The sequence below is a fragment of the Bradyrhizobium sp. SZCCHNS1022 genome, assembly GCF_032484835.1.
In the GTDB taxonomy this organism is placed as follows: Bacteria; Pseudomonadota; Alphaproteobacteria; order Rhizobiales; family Xanthobacteraceae; genus Bradyrhizobium.
In genome coordinates, this window is the sequence record NZ_JAUETT010000009.1 from 18,696 (window position 1) to 38,486 (window position 19,791).

Consider the following 19,791-nt stretch of genomic DNA (forward strand, 5'->3'; position numbering starts at 1 on the left):
CAGCTGCGAGACGTCACGTCCGACATATCAATCTCCCTGTTGCCGCCCGGCTCGTCCGGGCGACGTGGTATTCCTGAGACGGTGATGCTCGAGCTGAACTCCTGCCGTGCAAGGTTTCAGAACGTCAGCTTCTCAGCGCGCGATTGGCGTCCGTCGGATTAGCAGAAGCCGCAGGAACCGGCCGCATAGGGCCAGCTAGCAAATCGGGTCTCTCCTACGGTCATCAGCGGAGCTGCCACGCGGCGCAAAATTTTGCGTCGCCCGGAACCATTCTGTCGCAAGCCCATTGCTCACCGGCACAATCATTAACTGAAGAAAATGCTATGAGGGCTTTCGCAATCGCATTGGCAGCCGCTGCAAGTACGTTTGTGGTGACCTCTGTGTCCGCTGCCCCGCTGTCAGCGGTGTCCCCCCGCGGCAGCGAGCTACATCCAAAATGTTCGCATGGTCTGCAATGAAGACGGACGTTGCTGGCGTCAGCGCACTGAGCGGCGCGTCATCGTCCGAGAAGGTCGCGATGCCTCGATTACGCGCCTCGCGAGCGCTATTACGAGCGCCGCAGCTATCGCGACCGGGGCGGGGTCGGTATCGACGCGCCCGGCGTGAGCGTCGGCATCGGCACCGATCGCTACTGAGGTCGAGGAAGAGGTCCGATACAAGGGGCTGCGGAGAAGTCCGCCGCCCTTTGCAAGCATGCTCGCGGCATACATCGGACAGGGGCGTCGCACCTAGCCTTTAGGGAGCACTGAACCGCTAGGATCTCAAGGACCTTGTCGCCACGCCTTTAGATAAGCCAATTCTCAACTTTGAGACCTCGAACACGTTTGAACTCCCGATCATTCGCAGTGACGATCGTGGCGTCCGTGGTAAGAGCATGGGCGGCGATCAATAGATCATTGCCGCCGATCGGAGTGCCTGAGGCTTCCAACTCTGCGCGAGCGGATCCGTAATGCCGGTCGGCTGGAGCGTCGAAGGAGAGCACAGGAATCTCGTTCAATAGTTCTTCAACAGCTTTGCGCAGCCGATCAGAGCCGCTCTTGGCGCATCCGTAGCGAAGTTCGGCCGCAACGATGATGCTCGTGCAGACGTTCCGATCGCCGACCATACTCAATCGCTTGTAAGCTTTTCCACGAGGATTCTTGAGTAGGTCGGAAATGATATTTGTATCCAGCATGTAACGCGTCAAAGCAGGCGCTCCGGAGCTGGAGCGGGATCATCGATCTCAGGTAGCTCCTCGGGGATCGGCTCCATGGTCTTAAGAAGCGCGAGGAGCCCTCGCTTGCGTAGGGGTTCGATGATGAGCCGGTCTCCCTCCCGATGCATGATGGCGTCGGTCCCAGGGAGTTCAAATTCCATCGGAATCCGTACTGCCTGGTTGCGGCCGTTTCGAAAAAGTTTGACCTGCCTAGCGTCGGACATACTCGGTAGCCCTCGAAAACTTCCGGCATATGCTGATGACATATGTCGAAAGTTCCCCAAATACAAGGGAAAGAGTATTACTGCGTCACAAGCGCGAGACATGGCCTGCTTCACGCTCATTCTGGGGCGATGCGCCAGCATCGAACTATGGTGCGCAATTGCGCACCTGAGAATCTCGAGATTCCGGGTTCAGCCTTGACGGGCTGTCCCGGAATGACGGTACTTGTGACGCAGTAAAGATAGCCAAATACAGATCCGAGAGCGGATCCAACTCCGGCCCTACTGCGACAGCTTCACGAAGTCCGGAAACTTCAGTTTCCCTTCCGCGATCGCCGGCGGCCACACGGTGACCTGCTTGCCGCTCTGCCACTGGAAGACGAGACCGGTGACGTAGCCGGGACCCGACTTGAGCCCGTGGGTGAACTCGTCGTCCTTGCCGTAGAAGGCGAGGCGGCCGATCGTGCCTTCGTAGTTCGTCTTCTCGAGCTCGGCGACCATCTTGTCCGGATCGGTCGAGCCAGCGCGCTTAATCGCTTCCGCGATGATGTAAACGTCGTCGTATCCGGTGTAGCCGGTATAGGCGGGCGGCGTGCCGAACTTGGCCTTGAAGGCCTGCGCGAACGGCTTGGTCTTCGGCGTCACCGCGACCTCCGGCGTCGCGACGGCCAGCGACGGAATACCTTCGGCCGCGCCGTTGGTATCGTTCCAGAAGGTCGGGCTGAGCGCCTGCGCGCTGATGCCGAACATCGGCACCGGCACCTGTTGGTTCTTCCACTGCACGGTGGGCTGTACGCCGACGTGGGAGATGCCGGTGACGATCACGTCCGGCTTCTTGGCCTCCATATTGTTGAAGATCGGCGTGAAGTCGGTGGTGTCGGGCGAGAAGCGGATGTGCTCGACCACCTTCAGCCCGGCCTTGGGCAGGCACGCCTCGTAGCCGACGTCCAGCGGCTTGGTCCAGGCCGCGTCCTCGCTCATGATCGCGGCGGTCTTGAACTTGAGCTGATCGGCCAACAGGTCCTTGGCCGCATCGCAGACCAGTTGGGCCTGCGCCGCCGAGGTCAGGTAGCCGTGAAAGGTGTATTTGTTTTTCTCATAGTCGTTGTGGATCGCCTTGGTGATCTCGTTGGATGCCGCGCCCGGGGTGATCAGCGGCAACTTAAGCCGCGCGGCCCAGGGCTCCAAGGCCAGCACCACCTCGCTGATGTAGCTGGCGATTACGGCCGACACCTTGTCCTCATTGGCGGCGCGCTGGAAGGCGCGCACGGCATCTGCCGACGATGAGTGGTCGTCGTAGGTGACGATCTCGATCTTGCGCCCGAGCACGCCGCCTTTGGCGTTGATCTCATCGGCCGCGATCTGCGCGCCGCCGGGCGTGGCGGCACCGGCGATCGCCTGCACTTCGGCGATCACGCCGATCTTGATAGGATCGCCGGACTGCGCGTATACAGGCGCGGTCAGGCAGAGGGTCGTGGCCGCGGTCAACATGGCAAGCGGCGGCGAACAGGCATCGAACCGAAGCATGCGTTTCTCCCTTGACGATCTTGTTGGGCCAACTTGTTAGTTGTGCCGCGCGCGTATAGGTCGCGCGCATGTCAAGTGTAAGCCGCGCTCACGCGGCTTGGAAAGCGCGTTCGGATCGATCTTGGCCTATTGCTGCACTGCGCTTGCGGGCGGCAGCGGCTCGCCGCTGATGTTGGGCTCGGCGGCGTCCAGGCTGAGCACCTGGGCTGCGGCCGGAAAGGCCGCATCCGCCATCGCCGCGTGCCCTTCGGCGGACGGGTGTACCGCGCCGCCATAGACCGCCGACAGCACACCCCAGGTCGCATCGTGGATATCGGAGGGCTGCATCGCAGCCGGCAGGCCTTGCGGATAGGTCATCGCGGCAAAATAGCTGTCATTGGCATCGCGGATCCAGCGTGCCCGCGGCAGATAGGCCCGGTACTCGCTGGCGCCGCGGCCGCAGCGCAAGGGGTCATTGGCGGCATTGACGATGTCGGGATCGAAGCTGTCGCCCTTGGCAGAGAAGCAGTCGCGGTCGAATACGGGATCGCTCGCGGCGCGCGCGCAAAAACCGTGGTCGGCGAACGCAGCCTGATGCGCATCGACAAAGGTCATGCGGTCGCTGCGCGGATCGCGGCACAGCACGCCGCCCTGGCACTGCGCCAGTGCCTTCAGGGTCGGCAGGAACTCGTTCTCGACAAAGGCGGTGACATTGGCGAGCCGCTGCGGATCGGCGGAGAAAGCGGGATGGATGTCGAACCCCGCCCGCCCGCCAGGGCAGGGCGTACCGCCACTGGCGAGCGCCGGATTGCCGTAGGACGTGTAGATCACATGCGAGAGGTCGCCGACCAAGGGCTTGAGGGCCTCGCGCAGCTTGGCGAAGCCCTGCGGCAGGTCGCGCGCAAGCTCGGCGCGGGAATCCTCCACCGAGCCGATCAGGCCGATGCGCTTGAACAGGGTGCGCTCGGTCGGCGTGTCCACGATGACGTCGGACACGAGACCGGAGAAGTTGATGTCGTTGGCGCCGATCGACAGCAGCACGAGGTCGAGCCGGCGATCCGGCTGGCGCCGCTTGGCCGCCGTGAGTGCCTCGCGCAATTCGGAAAGCTGGCCGTTGACGCTGCTCTGGCACGTCGCGATCGAGCGGCCGGGCGGGCATTCGCGCGCCCGCTGGCTGCCGAACAGGCCGTCGGCAATGGTGGCACCAGTGCAGGCGAGCGGCAGATAAGTGACCGCGATGTGCGGATAGCGCACCGCGAGCGCGAGCGCCGTGCGGGTCTGATAGCTGTAGAGCGAGCGATGGCAGGCTGCATTGAACCAGACGGCGCTGTGGCGCTGCCAGTTCTGCAGCGTATCCGGCGCTTCGCAGGCACGGCCGCCTTTGAAGCCGGCGCGGCTCGGCCGGTAATATTGCCCGGTCGCGCCGCCGAGATAGGAGCGGAAGCAGAAGCCTTCGTCGGCCAGCGCGATCGCGCGGTCGGGATTGCCCTCTCCCGAGGCGATGCTGTCGCCGAGACCGGCGATGAAGATGTCGCGCACCTGGATGCCGGCGGATACCCGTTGGCTGCCGTCCGCGCTGGAGACGTCGACCGTGGCGACGGTCTGACGGCCATAGCGGACACGCAGGTTGACCGGCTCGGCACAGTCGAAGGTCGAGCTTTGCGGACCGTCACCATCGTCGAACGACCAGGCGCAGGTGGCGCCGACCGGCACCGCGCCCGTGAGCCGCACCGTGATCGGGTGATCGATCGGGGTGAGATAGCTCTCCTTCACATTGTCGCGGGTGCAGGGCTCGTTGACGCGGCCCTGCAGATCGATGCAGAGCCGGTTGACGATGTTGCGAGCCCAGCCGCGGCCGTCGCTCTGCAGTTCGAGGCCTTGCTCGGCGGCGAGGATGCTGCGGTCGCGCGCAGCGTCCACGTGAAGCAGGAAGTCGCGCTCCTCGCGGAACAGGCGGAAACGGTTGCGCACCTCCCAGCTGATCTGCATCGGGGCGGCAGTGACCGGGCTGTTGATCTGGGCGCCGACCAGCGAGGTCGGAATCACGGAGAGCGCGGGCGCGAGCAATGCGGCCGCCAGCAGCAGGCGAAGGGAATCTGGGATCATGGCGCGACGTTTCACGGCAAAGATGCGGCGGAAATAAGAGGGCCGCCTGTCAGATCAAGCCGATTGCCTGGGACAAGTCAGCCATGCCTCAGCTCGGTGCTGCGCCGACATCGCGTCGGATCAGCGCCGCGAGTGCTGTTTCAGCCGCTGCGGCAGCGGGGCCGGCGCAGGAGTTGCCGTGGCTTGAGGCGGCGTGACATGGCGGCGGGATACGTCGTTGAGCTTGCGCCGTTCCTGCCAGGGCTGCACGACATTCATCCAGAGTTCCCGGAACCCCATGATCGAGATTGCCGTGGCGAACGGGATGACGAAATAGAGGACGCGGAACACCAGCAGCGTGGCGAGCAGCTGCTCGCGCCCGAACTGCGGCAGCGCCACCAGCATCGCCGCGTCGAACACGCCGATGCTGCCCGGCGCATGGCTGGCGAAACCCAGCAAGGTGGCCAGGATGAAAACCACCGAGAGCGACATGAAATCGATCGGCGGGTCGGAGGGCACCAACAGATACATGGCCAGCGCACAGAAGCCGAGATCGACCACGCCGATCAGGATCTGCACAAAGGTCAGCCGGGTCGAGGGCAGCACGACTTTCCAGCCGTTCTGGCCGAGTTTGCGGCGGTCCTTGCCGGTCGCGAGCCAGCCGAGATAGGCGAAAATCGCCAGAACGAGCCCGACGCCGATCAGTCGGTTCACCGCCTCCGGCAACTGGTCCATCGTGGAGGCGGCGGACGGGTGCAAGATCATGCCGATGCCGAGCACGAAGATATTACCGAGCCAGAAGGTCAGCCCGGACAGAAAGCAGATCTTGGCGACGTCGATCGCGCTCAGTCCATAGTCGGAGTAGATCCGGAAGCGAATGGCACCACCGGTGAAGACGGTAGCGCCGATATTGTGGCCGATCGAATAGCTCGTGAAGGATGACAGTGCCGCGATCCGGTAGGGCACGTGCTTCTTGCCGATCGTCCGCAGGGCGAAGAAATCGTAGAAGGTCAGGGTACAAAACGCACCGACGACGCAGAGTGCGGCGAGCGCGATGTGTCCGGGAGGGATGTCGGCCAAGGCGGTCAGGATCACGCCGCCGTCGACCCCCCGGAGCGTGCGCACCAGGGTGGTCACCGCGAAGGCGATGATGGCGAAGCTTGCTGCGATTCCAAGCCGCTTCCAGCCGATCCATTTCTTGAAACCGCGCCCGAGCGCAGTCAGCAGACGCTGCATTCATCCTCCCGGCGGGGCGGCACCACAGATGTGAAGAGGGGCGAAACCATTACTCGATGGCGGGCGGGAATTCCATTACGGAGAGTTCCTTACGGCAAAACACGCCTCTTGTGCAGTCCTTGACAAGGCCGGCTTCAGCTTTCGAACGTGCTGACCCGTCATACGTCGGTCACATAATGTTGACGCCCTGGATTTGTCACAATCACGTCGCCGCCAACGTCCGATTGCGCCGCGCAGTTCCGCAAATGGGGCACGCTCCGATGTTTGTGCTGTGCCGGAACAACGGGCCAAGCCACCGGTTAGCCGAGCGCAGACCACCAGATGAACGCGCGAAAACGATGGCCGGGAGCCAACGGCGTTCCGAGCGCAAGGAGGCGAGACAATGGGACTGTTTACCAAAGACATCAAAACCATGAACGACCTGTTCGTTCACCAGCTGCAGGACATCTATTACGCCGAGAACCAGCTGGTCAAAGCGCTGCCGAAGATGGCCAGCAAGGCCAGCGATCAGCGGCTGAAACAGGGATTCCTGACCCACCTGGATGAAACCAAAACGCACGTGCAGCGGCTCGAGCAGGTGTTCAAGATGCAGGGCATCGAAGCCAACGCTGTCGACTGCCGGGCCATCGACGGGATCATTGAGGAGGCCGAGGAGGTGGCCGGCGAGGTTGCCGACAAGGCCGTGCTGGACGCGGCTTTGATCAACGCCGCGCAGGCCGCCGAGCATTACGAAATCGTCCGTTACGGCAGCCTGATCGCCTGGGCCAAGCAGCTCGGCCGCAAGGATTGCGCGACCATCCTGCAGAAGACGCTCGACGAGGAGAAGGCGACGGATAAGAAGCTGACCAGCCTGGCCGAAGGTGCGGTGAACCTGCGCGCGGCGAGCTGATCTCTCGCCCGAAAATGGTTCAGCTGAGGCAAAACGCCGCGCCGCGCGCGGCGTTTTGGCGCCAGGCATTCCTCATGCTTCAGCCGCCATGGCGCATGTGATCGATGGTTCGACCGATATCGAAGCATCGTGGTGCGCGCCAGGGCTAATGAACAGGCCGTCCTCAAGATGAGAGGTGCCGGCATGACTCGCTTATCGCTCGCAACAGATACCTCACGGCTAGCCGCGGCGCGGCAAGCTCCGCCATCCCGGCTGGCGAGCGCGCTCACATTGACCGCCATGAGTCTCGGCTTCGGCGTCGTCCAGCTCGACGTCACCATCGTCAACACCGCGCTCGCCAGCATCCGATCTGCCCTCGGGGGCGGCGTGGCTGAGCTGCAATGGGTGGTGAACGCCTATACGATCGCGTTTGCCGCCTTCATCCTGACCGCGGGGGCGCTCGGCGATCGGCTCGGCGCCCGACGTATCTTCATGGGCGGATTTGCGCTGTTCACGCTCGCATCCATCGGCTGCGGCCTCGCGCCCGACGCCATCAGCCTGATCGCGCTCCGCGGCATCCAGGGCCTGGGGGCAGCCGTCCTCGTTCCGAACTCGCTTGCGTTGCTGAACCATACTTATGCCGATGCCAAGCAACGAGGGCGTGCGGTGGGAGTCTGGGCCGCCGGCGCGAGCCTCGCTTTGACTGCCGGCCCCTTCGTAGGCGGCACCTTGATCGCGCTGGTCGGCTGGCGCGCCATCTTCTTTGTCAACGTGCCCATTGGTCTTGCGGGACTTTGGCTCGCGAAGATCTATGCGCAGGAGACGCCGCTCCATGCCGACCGCTCGGTCGACCTGGCCGGGGCAGGCTGCGGCGATCACTTCGCTCGGGGCGCTCGCAGCGGCCGTGATCGAAGCCGGCGCACGGGGCTGGACCGATCGCGCCGTCCTGCTGGGTTTCGCCATCGCGATCGGCGCAGGCGGCGCCTTCGTCTGGCAGGAGGCACGCACCCTGCAGCCGATGCTGCCCTTGATCTTGTTTCGCAACCGCCTGTTTGCGCTGTGCGCGCTGGTGGGCCTGTTGGCCAACGTCTCGATCTACGGCCTGATCTTCGTGTTCAGCCTGTATTTCCAGGAGATCAATCACCTGTCGGCGTTCGCGACCGGGCTTGCCTTCGTGCCCATGCTCGGTGTCGTGTTCCCGGTCAATCTGGCCGCGCCGCGCCTGGCCGAGCGGATCGGGCCGCGCGCCACCATCGCGCTCGGTGCAACGCTGTCGGCGCTGTCTTGCCTGGCGCTGCTGCGGACTGCACCGGGAACGCCTTATTGGGCGGTCGGTCCGCAGCTGATCGGTGTGAGCAGCGGGCTCGGTCTGCTCGTGCCGCCGTTGACCTCGACCCTGCTTGGCAGTGTCGAGAAGTCCCGGTCCGGCGTGGCAGCCGGCGTGTTGAATGCGACGCGGCAGACCGGCAGCGTGATCGGAGTGGCCTTGTTCGGCGCTGATCGGGCAGCCGGATGCCTTCATCTCGGGGCTCCGATGGTCGCTCGTCATTTCTGCCGCGGTGCTTTTGACGGCCGCGGGAGTGATCCGCTGGGGCGGGTCGGCGCAGCATGGGCGATGAGGCGCGACGAAGGAGAGGCGATCACGCCTTCCGTAACGCGAAATTGGCCCCGCAAAACGCCATCAATGCGCCGAGGCCGAGCGCGGCAATGCCGGCCAGCACGCCCGCGATCGAAGGTGTCGGGCTTGGTCCAGACAGCGTCTGGCCGGCGCCGATCAGGAGCAGGACGCCGATGCCGATCAGGAAGTGCTGCATCCGTTTCGGGATATCTCCGGAAACGGCACTATGCATCAGGCTCGCGATGAAATAGCCGCCGGCGAACGCAACGGTTGCGATCAGCCACCAGGCGATGGCCGAGCCGGCCGGCATGAACGCCCCGGTGTCCGTCCGCCACAGCCCGCCGAGATCCAGCCCATAACGCGCGCCCATCATGTGCACGGCGAGCGCGAGCAGCACGCCTGCAGCCATCGCGCCGGCCAGGATCAGCAGTCGGGGAAAATGGGTCGTCTCGGTCATGAGCGATGTGTAGGATAAGCGGCAGGCTTCGTGCAAGCAGTGAGGCTGATCCATTCACGCGCAGGAAATGACGTCAGCAGACGATGACGCCACGGTCGGTTATGCCTTCAAGGCGTCGCTGATCGGGACCGCGCATCGATTCGAGCTGACCGACGAGGGGGTGTCGTGGCGCATCGGCGCACGCGCCGGGCTCTGGCCCTATGCCGAGATCGCCGCCGTGCGGCTCTCCTATCGGCCGGTGTCGATGCAGGCACGGCGCTTTCGCGCCGACATCACCCATCGCAGCGGCGCGCGGCTCAGCCTGATTTCGACCTCCTGGCAGACCGCGACGCTGGTCGCGCCGCAGAGCGAGGCCTACCGCCGTTTCGTTATGGCGCTGCATGCGCAACTCGCTGCGCATCGCAGCCAGGCGGTGCTGACCGCCGGGCTCGGGCAAACGACGTATGCTGCAGCGCTGGCGCTTGTCGCATTGCTCGGCCTTGCCATCGCCGCATTGTTCGTTCGCGCCTTGCTGGCAGGCGAATGGTCGGGCGCGCTATTTCTCGTCGGCTTCGTTGCGCTGTTCGCCTGGCAGATCGGCGGCTTCATCGTCCGCAACAAGCCGCGCAGCTATACGTTCGCGGACATTCCGTCTGGGCTGTTGCCGTGATCCCGGCGAGACGTCATCGGACGCAATCAAATGTGACTTCTACGGCCAGGGAACGGAGGCATGCTGTGCGCGATAGGTGAGGACAGGATCTATGCAGGACCGATCGCTGAGGCTGCCGGACGCCGCGGAGATCGCCGCGATCAACGCGCAGCATTTCATCGAAACGCCCTTACAGCCGGCGGATCTGCTGTTCGTGTTCGGCACGCGCGTCGAGGAAAGCCTGCGGGCGCAGGCAGCCTGCCGGCTGTGGCGCGAGGGCTATTTCCGTCATGCCATCGTCAGCGGCGGCGTCACGCCCGGCGGCGATGAATCCGAATGCGCGGTGATCAAACGGGCGATGGTCGACGGCGGCATTCCAGCCGACCTGATCCTGGAGGAACACAGGGCCACCAACACCGGCGAAAACGTGATCCTCTCGCTGCCGGTGATCGAGGCCGCGCTCGGGCTCGCGAACATCGGCAGCGTGATCTGTCTCGGCAACAGCTGGACCGCGCGGCGCTATCCGATGACGCTGCACCGGCACTGGCCGGAGGTGACGAAGATGCTCGTCACGATCGACAGTTTCGGCGTGCCCCGCGGGCGCTGGCACACCCATCCCGAATTCCGCCGCCGCGTGCTGGCCGAATGGGACAAGATCGCGCCGTACAAGGTCAAGGGCTTCATCGCCGAATGGCCGTGAGGGCCCGGCCGGTTCCAGATCGTGATGCGATTAGAAGGAATCGCATCACGATCTCATCTCTTTGATCGAGCATGATCTCCGCGCAAACGCCTATAGCGTTTGTCGCGAGGAAAACCGCTTTCCACTTTTCCGGATCATGCTCTAATGCCTGACCACCAGCACCGAGCATTTGGCGTAGCGCACGACGTGGCCGGCATTGGAGCCGAGGAAATAGGTGCGCATCGCCGGGCGATGTGACGTCATCACGATGAGGTCGGCCTTCACGGCGGCCGCTTCCTCCAGGATTTCGTGATAGATGCCCCCCTGACGTACCGCGTAGGAGATGCGGTTTTCGGGAAGCCCGGATTCGCGCGCGACGATCGACAAGGCTTCTTCCGCCGCCTCGCGCTGCTGCGCGTCGAAATCGGCCGGAACATATTCGGCGAGCATCACCGGCGTCATCGGCAGCACGTTGAGCAGGCGCACGGTGCCGTCCCAGGTGTTGGCGAGCGTCGCCGCCGTCGCAATCGCGGGCTTGGCAAGGTCGGTGTCGGCGAGATCGATCGGGACCAGGATGGATTTGAACATCACACGCCTCCCTGCTTCCCATGCTCAATGAGGAGCTGATCGATTAGGCGCCCTCCGGTGTTGCGCTGTCAATTGGCTCACGCTTGCTTCAGGAGCTTCGGGGTGACGAATTGCACCAGTTTGCCGCGGCCGAAGGACACATCGGTCCAGTCGTCGATGTCGAAGTCGAGGACGGCAAGTCCTGACGTCGGCAGATTGTGCGCGAGCTCCTCGCGCGCCGCCTTGTCGCCGCCGCCGGTCAGGGCGAGCGCCAGCTCGTGCATGCCGGGATTGTGGCCGACCAGCATCAGCCGTTTGGGATCGCTGGCCTCGGCCAGCCGGATGTTGTGCAGGAGCTGCACCACCTCGGCGGCATAGAGTTCCGGCACCAATTCGACGACCGGCTCGGGGACCCGGTCCCGCATGGCTTCCCAGGCGAGCTCCCAGGTCTGCCGCGCCCGCACGGCCGTCGAGACCAGAACCAGATCGGGGAAGGGGGGATGGCGAGCAAGGAAATCGCCGAGTCTCGCGGCATCCTGATGCCCGCGCTCGTCGAGTCGGCGATCCTGATCGCGGCCGGATGGCGCGTCCCTTTCGGTCTTGGCGTGGCGGAACAGCATCAATCGGCGCATGAACTGTGGTCTCTATTCGGTCTGGCTATGCTTCACCTACTGCTCGGCACTAAAAGGATGATGACGCAAGGTGACAAGCGCCGGCAGGCTTGGTTAAGAAAACGCCATGAGTGAGACTTCCACAAGCGCGATCAGCGAGGAGCGGGCCATCGGGCGGACCCGGCTCGCCTTCGATCTCGATGCCGACATCTGCGTGGTCGGTGGCGGGATTGCCGGGCTGATGGTCGCCTTGTGCGCCGCCCGGCAGGGCGCCAGCGTGGTGGTGCTCGAGGGCCGTCATGTCGGCTGGAACGCTTCTGGCCAGTTGATGGGCGCGGTCATGCCCGGTTTTGCACTGCCATTGCCGGATCTGATCGAGCGCGTCGGTGTCGAGCATGCGCGGCAGCTCTGGGCGTTGTCCTGGGAGGGCGCCGAGTTCATCCGCGCCAATGCCAGCGAAGACATGATGCCCGGGATTGCGTTGAGTGAGGGGGCGCTCGAAGTCTCCAATGTCGATGCCGGTGACACTCTGCTGCGCCGCCTGCAGATGCTGAACGAGGATTTTGCCACCGAGGCCGAGGGCTGGCAGGTCGAGCGCGTTCGCTCCGTGCTCAAGACCGACCGTTATTTTCACGGCATCCACTATCCGAAGGCGTTCCAGCTCGACGGGCGCAGCTATGTCCATGCACTGGCGCGGCTCGCGCGGCGCGCGGGCGCGCGGATATTCGAGGACACGCCGGTGGTCAGCATCGATGCCACTGGCGTGCGCAAGCGCATCGTCACGCCATCGGCACGGCTGCGTGCCGCCCATATCGTGCTGGCCGGCAACATCCATCTCGGCGCGCCCCTGCGGCGGTTGTCGGATACGTTGCTGCCGGTCTGGCGTTACGGCGGGATCACGGCGCCGCTCGGCGCAGGCCTAGCCGAGGCGATCGCCTTTGGCGGCTCGGTGAACGATCTCGACGGCATCGATCAGTTCCGCATCGTCGACGGCGACCGGCTGATGTGGGTCAGCCCCGAAACCACTTGGTCGGCGCGGCCGGGCGCCTTCGCCGGGGCCGTGGGGCGTCGGATTCGCAGCGTGTTTCCGCAGCTCGGCCGCTGCGAGATCACGGAGACCTTTGGCGGGGCGACGGGCCAGACCGTGCACGGCATGCCGCAGGTCGGCCAACTGCGCAAAGGCCTGTGGGTGGCGAGCGGCTTCGGCCGCCAGGGCCTCAATACCTCCGCGATGGCCGGACAACTGATCGCCGGCGGCATCCTGGCCGGCGACGACCGCTGGCGGCTGTTCTCGCCATTCGAACTGGTCTGGGCCGGCGGGGTCAGCGGACGCGTCGCCGGCTACGCCGTGAGCCTGTGGGCGCGTGGCAGCTCGGCACTCGCCGGCGGTCTCGCCCGGCATCGCGAGCGCTTGCGGGTCAAGGAGCGGGCACGCGCGGCGCGAGCGGCCGAAGCGCGACGCCGGGCCGCCGCACCGCGGCGCTTGCCGATTCGCCCGAAGCCGTCCGACCTGATGGGGGGCGGGGAAGGCGAGGACATGTGAGGTCCTCTCACTCGCAATAAAGTGAGCGGGCGGAGCTTGCCCCGATGTAACGTCCGGCGACCTCGGCCGTAACTTCGGCAGCCATTCTTCGCTACGGAGACCGCCAATGATCGATCGTCGCCTGATGCTGACCTCGCTCGCCGGCCTGTTCGGCTTTGCTGCTCTGCGCTGGTTCGGCGGCAGCACGCCGGCGCGCGCGGCCGAGAAATTCGAGATCGAGAAGACCGATGCCGAATGGCGCGCGCAGCTTTCGCCAGAGCAATATGAGATCCTGCGGCAGGAGGGCACCGAGCGCCCCTGGACCAGCCCGCTTCTGAAGGAGCATCGTAAGGGCACCTTTGCCTGCGCCGGTTGTGACCTGCCGCTGTTCTCGTCCGAAACCAAGTTCGAGAGCGGCACCGGATGGCCGAGCTTCTACAAGCCGCTGGATAACGCGGTGGCGACCCGCGAGGATCGGACCTTCGGCATGTTGCGCAGCGAAGTGCATTGCCGCCGCTGCGGCGGCCATCTCGGCCACGTCTTTGACGACGGCCCGAAGCCGACCGGCCTGCGCTACTGCATGGACGGGCTTGCGCTCACTTTTCATCCGGCAAGCCCGTCCGCAACGTGACGGAATTTGCGGGCTCGTTCGTTCAAGGACCATCTGCGACCTGAACGACGCGTCGGCATCTGTGAAAACAGCCCTGTCCGGAGCGCGATGCGGCGCGCCCCGGCTCGGCAAGACTTGCCGGCTCGGCAATTGTTCACCACTTTTGGCGCTGCTTTTTTAACGTTCCGATTTGCTAAGTGACTGATAGTTCGCCGGTTTCATATTTGGCACAGCGATTGCGACGCTTCCCGCGAAATGCGGTCGGGGAGTGAGCCCGCCGCTGGTCAACGTGGAGCCAATGGTATGGGTATCTTCGATGCGCTGAACACTGCTGTCAGCGGCCTCTCGTCTCAATCCTTCGCGCTGCAGAACATCTCGGGCAACATCGCGAATGCCTCGACGGTCGGCTACAAGGGCATCGGCACGAGCTTCGAAGATCTCATCCCCAACGCGACCAACCCGAGCCGGCAGAACGCCGGCGGCGTCACGGCCTATGCGCAGGCGACGATCACCACCCAGGGCACGGTCTCGACCTCCACGGTCGCCACCAACATGGCGATCAACGGCGATGGCTTCTTCTCCGTGCAGAAGGCGACCTCGATGGTCGACAACGCGCCGGTGTTCTCCGGCGTCACCAACTACACCCGTCGCGGCGACTTCCAGCTCAACGCCAACGGCAACCTAGTCAACGGCGCCGGCTACTATCTGATGGGCATGACCGTCGATCCCAAGACTGGCAATCCCACCGGCAACGTGCCCCAGGTTCTCAAATTCGCCAACAACTTCGTGCCGGCCCAGGCGTCGACGGCCATTCAATACGGCGCCAACCTGCCGACCCAGCCGAAGACGCAGGCCAGCGCCAACGCCGCCGCCGGCACCTTGACCGCGGCCGGCGGCCTCAACTCGGCCGATCTGTCCAACGTGCCGCTTCCGGTCGGCACCAATTTCTATAGCGACAAAACCGTCACCGGCACCGTGGCGAACAACAAGAACGCGACCGCGATCACCGCAAATACCTTGCTGTCGGGCGCTGCCGCCACTGACTCCATCGGCACCAACTTCGCGCCCGGCGACACCATCACCATGACCGGCAGCGCCGGCGATGTCGTCACCTTCACCTTCGTGGCCTCCGGCGCGAGCGGCAATCAGATCAACGTCACCGACTCCGTAGGCACCTTGCTCTCCAAGATCGGCGCCGTCACCGGCGTGCAGCCGACGGTCGCGGGCGGCGCCATCACCTTGCATTCCGGCAGCGGCGAGGATTGGAGCATCGCGAGCACTTCTGGCGGCTTCACGGCCCTCGGCCTCACCTCGCCCGTGACGCTGACCCGCAACTCCAGTCCCGGCACCGGCATCGTGGTGGGCAACGACATCACCAACTTCACCAACGAGACCATCAGCGGCGGCGCGGTCACCACCTACAACTCGGCGGGCACGCCGGTGAACGTGCAACTGCGCTGGGCCAAGACCGACAGCGCAACGCTCGGCACCGGACACAAGGACGTCTGGAATCTGTTCTACCAGACCAACTCCACGGCTACGGGTTCGGCGGTGGCCTGGGTCAACACCGGCACCAATTTCACCTTTGCCGCCGACGGCTCGCTGAAATCGCCGACGACGTCCTCGATCTCCATCCCGAATATCACGGTCGACGGCATTTCGCTCGGCACGGTCAGCCTGAACATCTCGTCGGGCGCCTTGACCCAATATGCAAGCACCTCGGGCGCTGCGACCATCAACCAGATCCAGCAGAACGGCTACGCCGCCGGTCAGCTGCAGTCGGTCGCCGTCAACAACAACGGGATCGTGGTCGGCACCTTCTCCAACGGACAGACCATCAGCCTCGCCCAGGTGACGCTCTCGCATTTCAACGGCACCAACTATCTGAAGGCGCTGGACGGCGGCGCCTATGAGGTGACGGACCAGTCGGGGCAGGCGATCATCGGCGCCTCCGGCAAGATCGCAGGATCGTCGCTGGAGGGCTCCAACACGGACATCGCCGATCAGTTCACCAAGCTGATCGTGACCCAGCAAGCCTATTCCGCCAACACCAAGGTGATCACGACGGCCAACAGCATGGTTCAGGATCTTCTGAACACGCTGCGCTGATCGCTCCCCGGGCTTTCGCGTTCTGACATGATTTGAGGCAGGTAACATCATGGGTTTGAGTTCAGCGCTCGCCACCGCAATGTCGGGTCTGCGGTCGACGCAAGCGGCGCTCTCGATCATCTCGTCGAACGTCGCCAACGCGCAGACGCCGGGCTATGTCGCGCAAACGCCCAACCAGATCGAGGTCGCCAGCGGCGGCTTCGGTTCGACCGTGCAGACTGTCGGCGTCAGCCGGCAGCTCGACCTGTTCGTGCAGAACCAGCTCCGCACCGAGACCTCGGCCGGAGGCTATGCCAACCAAGTCGCCAACATCCTCACTCAGTTGCAGAGCGTCTACGGCACGCCGGGCGGCAGCGGCACGCTGGAAACGGCGCTGAACAATTTTACGACCGCGCTGCAGTCGCTGTCGAACAGCCCGAACAGCCAGTCCGCCCAGTCGGTGGCGCTATCGGCGGCACAGACGCTGGCCCAGAGCCTGAACACGACCACCAAGGGCATCCAGACCCTGCGGAGCAATGTTAATCAGGACATCGGCAATTCGGCGACCCAAGCCAATGCAGCAATCTCGCAGATTGCGGATCTGAACAGCCGGCTGCAGGGGACCGATCCGTCCGACCCGCTTGCGGCGACGCTGCAGGACCAGCGGGACAACGCCATCAACACGCTGGCTAAATATGTCGACATCCGCGTCGTCAACGACTCGACGAACGGGGTGAGCGTGTTCACGAATTCGGGCATCCAGCTCGTCGGCGCCGGTCTCGCCTCCCAATTCACCTTTTCTTCGCCGGGTTCTCTCGACGCGACCTCGCTGTACAACACGGATCCGACCAAGAATGGTGTCGGCCAGCTCAACCTCAGGCTTTCCAACGGCGTCTCGCTCGATGTCGTCGCCAACAATCTGCTCGGCTCGGGCCAGATCGCGGCCGACCTGAAACTGCGCGACCAGACGTTGGTTCAAGCGCAGACCCAGGTCGATCAGCTCGCGGCCACCATGTCTTCGGCGTTGTCGGATAAGACCACGGCTGGCACCGCAGTTGCCGGGCCGCCCTCGGGCTTCGACGTCCCCACTTCGGGCGTGTTGCCCGGCAACACGATCAATCTGACCTACACGGATTCCAGCAACGTCCAGCGTCAGGTCAAGATCGTCAATGTGGCCGATCCGACCGCCTTGCCGCTGCAGAATGCGGTCGGCGCCAATCCGACCTATGTGGGCGTGAACTTCTCGCTTGGCATGGCCTCGGTGGTGACCCAGCTCAACAGCGCGCTCGGCGGCGCGCATTTGCAGTTTGCCAACCCTTCCGGCTCGACCTTGCGCGTCACCGACGACGGAACCAGTCAGGCGACCGTCAATGCTGCGTCGGCGACGACGACGGTGCAGACGCTCGCATCGGGCAATGCGCAGCTGCCGGTGTTCACGGACGGCGGCACCGCGCTCTATACCGGGGCGATCACCGGGACCGGCTCGCAGATGACCGGGTTGGCCGGGCGCATCTCCGTCAATCCGGCGCTGGTCAACGACCCGACCAAGCTCTCGACCTATTCAACATCGCCGGCCACGCCGGCCGGCGACTCCACCCGGCCCGATTTCCTGTTCGCGCAGCTGACCTCCGCCAAGTTCAGCTATTCGCCGACCACCGGACTTGGTTCGGCGGCCCAGCCGTTCCAGGGAACAGTCTCGAGCTATCTGCAGCAGTTCATCAGCCAGCAGGGCAATGCTTCCACGCTGGCGACCCAGCTGAAGCAGGGGCAGAGCGTGATCGTCAGCACCCTGCAGCAGAAATTCAATTCGACGGCCGGCGTCAACATGGACAGCGAGATGTCGAACCTGATCCAGGTTCAGAACACCTACGCGGCCAACGCCCACATCATGTCGGTCGTGCAAAGCATGATGCAAACCCTGCTCCAGGCCAAGTAAGGCGCGTCACATGTCGATCAGCAGTATCAATTACGGTTCGTCTCTGCTCGGGCTTTCCGTGCGGAATATCAATGATCAGCTCGCCAACCTCTCGACCCAGCTCTCGACGGGCGTGAAGTCGAGCAACTACGCTGGAATGGGTACGGACGAGGGATTTGCGGTCGCGGCGCGGTCGCAGCTTTCGAACATCCAGGCCTTCACCGACACGATAACGCACGTCAACACCATCGTGCAGGCGGCAAACACTGTCCTGCAGTCGCTGTCGAAGACAGCGGGACAGATTCAAAGTGCGGCGGCTGCGACACCGCAAAATCTGACCAGCACCGGCCAGAGCATCGGGCAGCAGAACGCGCAGTCGAACCTGTCGGCGATGGTCGGCATGCTCAACACCCAGGTCGGCGATCGCTACATCTTCTCGGGTTCGGCCATCGACAAGCCGGCGGTGGCATCCGCCGCCGACATCCTGAACGGAACCGCCACCCAGGCCGGCTTGAAACAGGTGATCGCCGAACGGCTGCAGGCCGATGTCGGCACCTCCGGCATGGGTCGCCTGGTGCTGTCGGCCCCGGCGACGATGCCGATCACGCTGTCAGAGGATGTCGCAGGCTCGCCCTTCGGGCTGAAACTGAACTCCGTCACCTCGTCGTTGACCAACGCCACCGTCACCGGTCCGTCGGGGTCGCCGCCATCGGTGTCGGTCGATCTCACCGCCGGCAATCCGAATCCGGGCGACCAGCTCAGCGTCGTGTTCAACCTGCCGGACGGCACCACCGAATCGATCAAGCTGACCGCGTCGAACACGACGCCGGCCCAGCCCAACACGTTTGCGATCGGCGCGACCCCGGCGGCCACATCGGCGAACCTGAACGCGGCCATGAACAGCGCGATCGGTACGCTCGCCAATACGTCGCTGGTGGCGGCCTCGGCGGTCGCGGCCGGCAACAATTTCTTCTCCGACGGTGTGGCGACCGGCAGCGCGGTCAACAACAAGGCTGCGGCGCCGATCACGGGCGCAACCCTGCTGTCCGGCGCTGCGGCGACGGATTCGATCGCGAGCAACTTCGTGCCCGGCGACACAATCACCGTGAACGGGACCACCCTGACGTTCGTCGCGTCGGGAGCCACCGGCAATCAGCTCAACGTGACCGATAGCGTTCAGACTCTGCTGTCCAAGGTCGATCAGATCACGGGCACCAAGACGGCTTCGACGGTGAGCGGCGCCGCGATCAGGATCAACACCAATGACGCCCCCGATCTCAGCATATCGAGCTCGAACGCGGCGGCATTCCAGGCGCTGGGCTTCAGCGGCACTGTGACCGCGACGTCTCCGTTGCGCGTCTCGGGCTCCCCGCTTGGGACGGCCACCAGCTTGGCCCCAGGCGCCGCGAACACCGTCGCCTGGTACACCGGCAACAATGCGCCCGGTGCGGCACGCTCGACCTCGACGGTCCGCATCGACGGCTCCCAGAAGGTACAGTTCGGCGCCCAGGCCAACGAGCAGGCGATCCGCCAGGCGCTCCAGCAAACTGCAGTCTATTCCGCTGTCACGGCGTCGCCGACCGCGCCCAATTCCGGCGCCCAGATCGCGGCGCTCTCGCAGCGTATCGCCGCCAATCTGAGTTCGCAGCCGGGGCAGCAGACGATCTCGGACATCCAGACCGACTTCGCCAATGCGCAGACCGCGATGAAGGATGCCGGCGCCCGACAGACACAGTCGAAGGCGGCGCTGCAAAGCCTGATCGACGGCACCGAGGGCATCTCGCAGAACGAGGTGGCGAGCCAGATCCTGCAGCTGCAGACCAATCTGCAGGCGTCCTACCAGACGACCTCGATGTTGTCGCAGCTGTCGCTCGTCAAGTACCTTTGAGACCGGTCATTCAGGTTTCGTTAACCACGTCTGTTTAGCCTTTGTTCAGGCGTGGGGCGAACCGTCGCAGTGCGTCTCTTTGCGTTTGGAGGCAGTC

The 19,791-nt window shown here is 64.3% G+C and carries 16 protein-coding genes and 1 pseudogene; 9 read left to right on the forward strand and 8 right to left on the reverse strand.

Annotated elements, in window-relative coordinates:
• Positions 1-784 precede the first annotated feature (784 nt).
• The 5 genes from QX071_RS33310 to QX071_RS33330 all read right to left on the reverse strand — a co-directional run bounded on the left by QX071_RS33310 (position 785) and on the right by QX071_RS33330 (position 6,243).
• Complete coding sequence (locus tag QX071_RS33310; RefSeq protein ID WP_315707118.1) at positions 785-1,186, reverse strand: type II toxin-antitoxin system VapC family toxin; 402 nt, start codon at positions 1,184-1,186, stop codon at positions 785-787.
• Positions 1,183-1,419 carry an antitoxin gene (locus tag QX071_RS33315; RefSeq protein ID WP_315707119.1) on the reverse strand — a complete coding sequence of 79 codons (237 nt, stop codon included), beginning with the start codon at positions 1,417-1,419 and terminating at the stop codon, positions 1,183-1,185. The genes QX071_RS33310 and QX071_RS33315 overlap by 4 nt, the downstream gene beginning before the upstream one ends.
• A gap of 279 nt (positions 1,420-1,698) precedes the next feature.
• Positions 1,699-2,943, reverse strand: coding sequence for an ABC transporter substrate-binding protein (locus QX071_RS33320; protein ID WP_315707120.1), 1,245 nt, complete (start codon positions 2,941-2,943; stop codon positions 1,699-1,701).
• Positions 2,944-3,069: 126 nt separating this feature from the next.
• A complete protein-coding gene (locus tag QX071_RS33325) occupies positions 3,070-5,028 on the reverse strand; it encodes a hypothetical protein (protein WP_315707121.1) in 1,959 nt (652 codons plus the stop codon).
• Positions 5,029-5,148: 120 nt separating this feature from the next.
• Positions 5,149-6,243 (reverse strand): YbhN family protein, encoded by a 1,095-nt coding sequence (locus QX071_RS33330; RefSeq protein WP_315707122.1) that lies wholly within the window; start codon positions 6,241-6,243, stop codon positions 5,149-5,151.
• 382 nt (positions 6,244-6,625) lie between these two features.
• On the opposite strand from QX071_RS33330, the gene QX071_RS33335 reads away from it, so the two are divergent.
• Together QX071_RS33335 and QX071_RS33340 are read left to right on the forward strand one after the other, a co-directional pair.
• Positions 6,626-7,132, forward strand: a complete 507-nt coding sequence (locus QX071_RS33335; protein ID WP_315707123.1) for a ferritin-like domain-containing protein — start codon at positions 6,626-6,628, stop codon at positions 7,130-7,132.
• Between the two features lie 183 nt (positions 7,133-7,315).
• A pseudogene (locus tag QX071_RS33340) lies at positions 7,316-8,730 on the forward strand (MFS transporter).
• Between the two features lie 21 nt (positions 8,731-8,751).
• On the opposite strand, the gene QX071_RS33345 reads toward QX071_RS33340, so the two are convergent.
• Positions 8,752-9,186, reverse strand: a complete 435-nt coding sequence (locus QX071_RS33345) for a hypothetical protein (protein ID WP_315707124.1) — start codon at positions 9,184-9,186, stop codon at positions 8,752-8,754.
• 67 nt (positions 9,187-9,253) lie between these two features.
• Here QX071_RS33345 and QX071_RS33350 point away from each other — a divergent pair, with 67 nt between their 5' ends.
• Positions 9,254-9,835 (forward strand): hypothetical protein, encoded by a 582-nt coding sequence (locus QX071_RS33350; protein WP_315707125.1) that lies wholly within the window; start codon positions 9,254-9,256, stop codon positions 9,833-9,835.
• Positions 9,836-9,926: 91 nt separating this feature from the next.
• Positions 9,927-10,514: a YdcF family protein gene (locus tag QX071_RS33355; RefSeq protein WP_315707126.1), complete on the forward strand. Its 588-nt coding sequence runs from the start codon at positions 9,927-9,929 to the stop codon at positions 10,512-10,514.
• A gap of 141 nt (positions 10,515-10,655) precedes the next feature.
• On the opposite strand, the gene QX071_RS33360 is transcribed toward QX071_RS33355, so the two are convergent.
• On the reverse strand, positions 10,656-11,081 hold the full coding sequence (locus QX071_RS33360; RefSeq protein ID WP_315707127.1) for a universal stress protein: 426 nt from the start codon (positions 11,079-11,081) through the stop codon (positions 10,656-10,658).
• Positions 11,082-11,158: 77 nt separating this feature from the next.
• Entirely contained in the window at positions 11,159-11,692 is a 534-nt protein-coding gene (locus QX071_RS33365) for a histidine phosphatase family protein (RefSeq protein WP_315707128.1), read from the reverse strand.
• A 106-nt stretch (positions 11,693-11,798) separates the two neighbouring features.
• Between QX071_RS33365 and QX071_RS33370 the strand changes: the two genes are divergently transcribed.
• From QX071_RS33370 to QX071_RS33390, 5 genes are all read left to right on the forward strand, one after another.
• A complete protein-coding gene (locus QX071_RS33370) occupies positions 11,799-13,214 on the forward strand; it encodes an FAD-binding oxidoreductase (protein ID WP_315707129.1) in 1,416 nt (471 codons plus the stop codon).
• Positions 13,215-13,320: 106 nt separating this feature from the next.
• Positions 13,321-13,824: a peptide-methionine (R)-S-oxide reductase MsrB gene (gene msrB, locus QX071_RS33375; protein WP_315707130.1), complete on the forward strand. Its 504-nt coding sequence runs from the start codon at positions 13,321-13,323 to the stop codon at positions 13,822-13,824.
• A 282-nt stretch (positions 13,825-14,106) separates the two neighbouring features.
• Positions 14,107-15,912 (forward strand): flagellar hook-basal body complex protein, encoded by a 1,806-nt coding sequence (locus QX071_RS33380; protein WP_315707131.1) that lies wholly within the window; start codon positions 14,107-14,109, stop codon positions 15,910-15,912.
• A gap of 49 nt (positions 15,913-15,961) precedes the next feature.
• Positions 15,962-17,827, forward strand: a complete 1,866-nt coding sequence (gene flgK / locus QX071_RS33385; RefSeq protein WP_315707132.1) for a flagellar hook-associated protein FlgK — start codon at positions 15,962-15,964, stop codon at positions 17,825-17,827.
• 10 nt (positions 17,828-17,837) lie between these two features.
• Entirely contained in the window at positions 17,838-19,694 is a 1,857-nt protein-coding gene (locus tag QX071_RS33390; RefSeq protein ID WP_315707133.1) for a flagellar protein, read from the forward strand.
• The last annotated feature ends 97 nt before the right edge of the window (positions 19,695-19,791 follow it).

What these genes read in the sequence shown, in the direction of transcription:
- QX071_RS33315 (WP_315707119.1), bottom strand. Translation starts at nt 1,419, where the DNA reads ATGTCCGACGCTAGGCAGGTCAAACTTTTTCGAAACGGCCGCAACCAG.
- QX071_RS33320 (WP_315707120.1), bottom strand. Translation starts at nt 2,943, where the DNA reads ATGCTTCGGTTCGATGCCTGTTCGCCGCCGCTTGCCATGTTGACCGCG.
- QX071_RS33325 (WP_315707121.1), bottom strand. Translation starts at nt 5,028, where the DNA reads ATGATCCCAGATTCCCTTCGCCTGCTGCTGGCGGCCGCATTGCTCGCG.
- QX071_RS33330 (WP_315707122.1), bottom strand. Translation starts at nt 6,243, where the DNA reads ATGCAGCGTCTGCTGACTGCGCTCGGGCGCGGTTTCAAGAAATGGATC.
- QX071_RS33335 (WP_315707123.1), top strand. Translation starts at nt 6,626, where the DNA reads ATGGGACTGTTTACCAAAGACATCAAAACCATGAACGACCTGTTCGTT.
- QX071_RS33345 (WP_315707124.1), bottom strand. Translation starts at nt 9,186, where the DNA reads ATGACCGAGACGACCCATTTTCCCCGACTGCTGATCCTGGCCGGCGCG.
- QX071_RS33350 (WP_315707125.1), top strand. Translation starts at nt 9,254, where the DNA reads ATGACGTCAGCAGACGATGACGCCACGGTCGGTTATGCCTTCAAGGCG.
- QX071_RS33355 (WP_315707126.1), top strand. Translation starts at nt 9,927, where the DNA reads ATGCAGGACCGATCGCTGAGGCTGCCGGACGCCGCGGAGATCGCCGCG.
- QX071_RS33360 (WP_315707127.1), bottom strand. Translation starts at nt 11,081, where the DNA reads ATGTTCAAATCCATCCTGGTCCCGATCGATCTCGCCGACACCGACCTT.
- QX071_RS33365 (WP_315707128.1), bottom strand. Translation starts at nt 11,692, where the DNA reads ATGCGCCGATTGATGCTGTTCCGCCACGCCAAGACCGAAAGGGACGCG.
- QX071_RS33370 (WP_315707129.1), top strand. Translation starts at nt 11,799, where the DNA reads ATGAGTGAGACTTCCACAAGCGCGATCAGCGAGGAGCGGGCCATCGGG.
- msrB (WP_315707130.1), top strand. Translation starts at nt 13,321, where the DNA reads ATGATCGATCGTCGCCTGATGCTGACCTCGCTCGCCGGCCTGTTCGGC.
- QX071_RS33380 (WP_315707131.1), top strand. Translation starts at nt 14,107, where the DNA reads ATGGGTATCTTCGATGCGCTGAACACTGCTGTCAGCGGCCTCTCGTCT.
- flgK (WP_315707132.1), top strand. Translation starts at nt 15,962, where the DNA reads ATGGGTTTGAGTTCAGCGCTCGCCACCGCAATGTCGGGTCTGCGGTCG.
- QX071_RS33390 (WP_315707133.1), top strand. Translation starts at nt 17,838, where the DNA reads ATGTCGATCAGCAGTATCAATTACGGTTCGTCTCTGCTCGGGCTTTCC.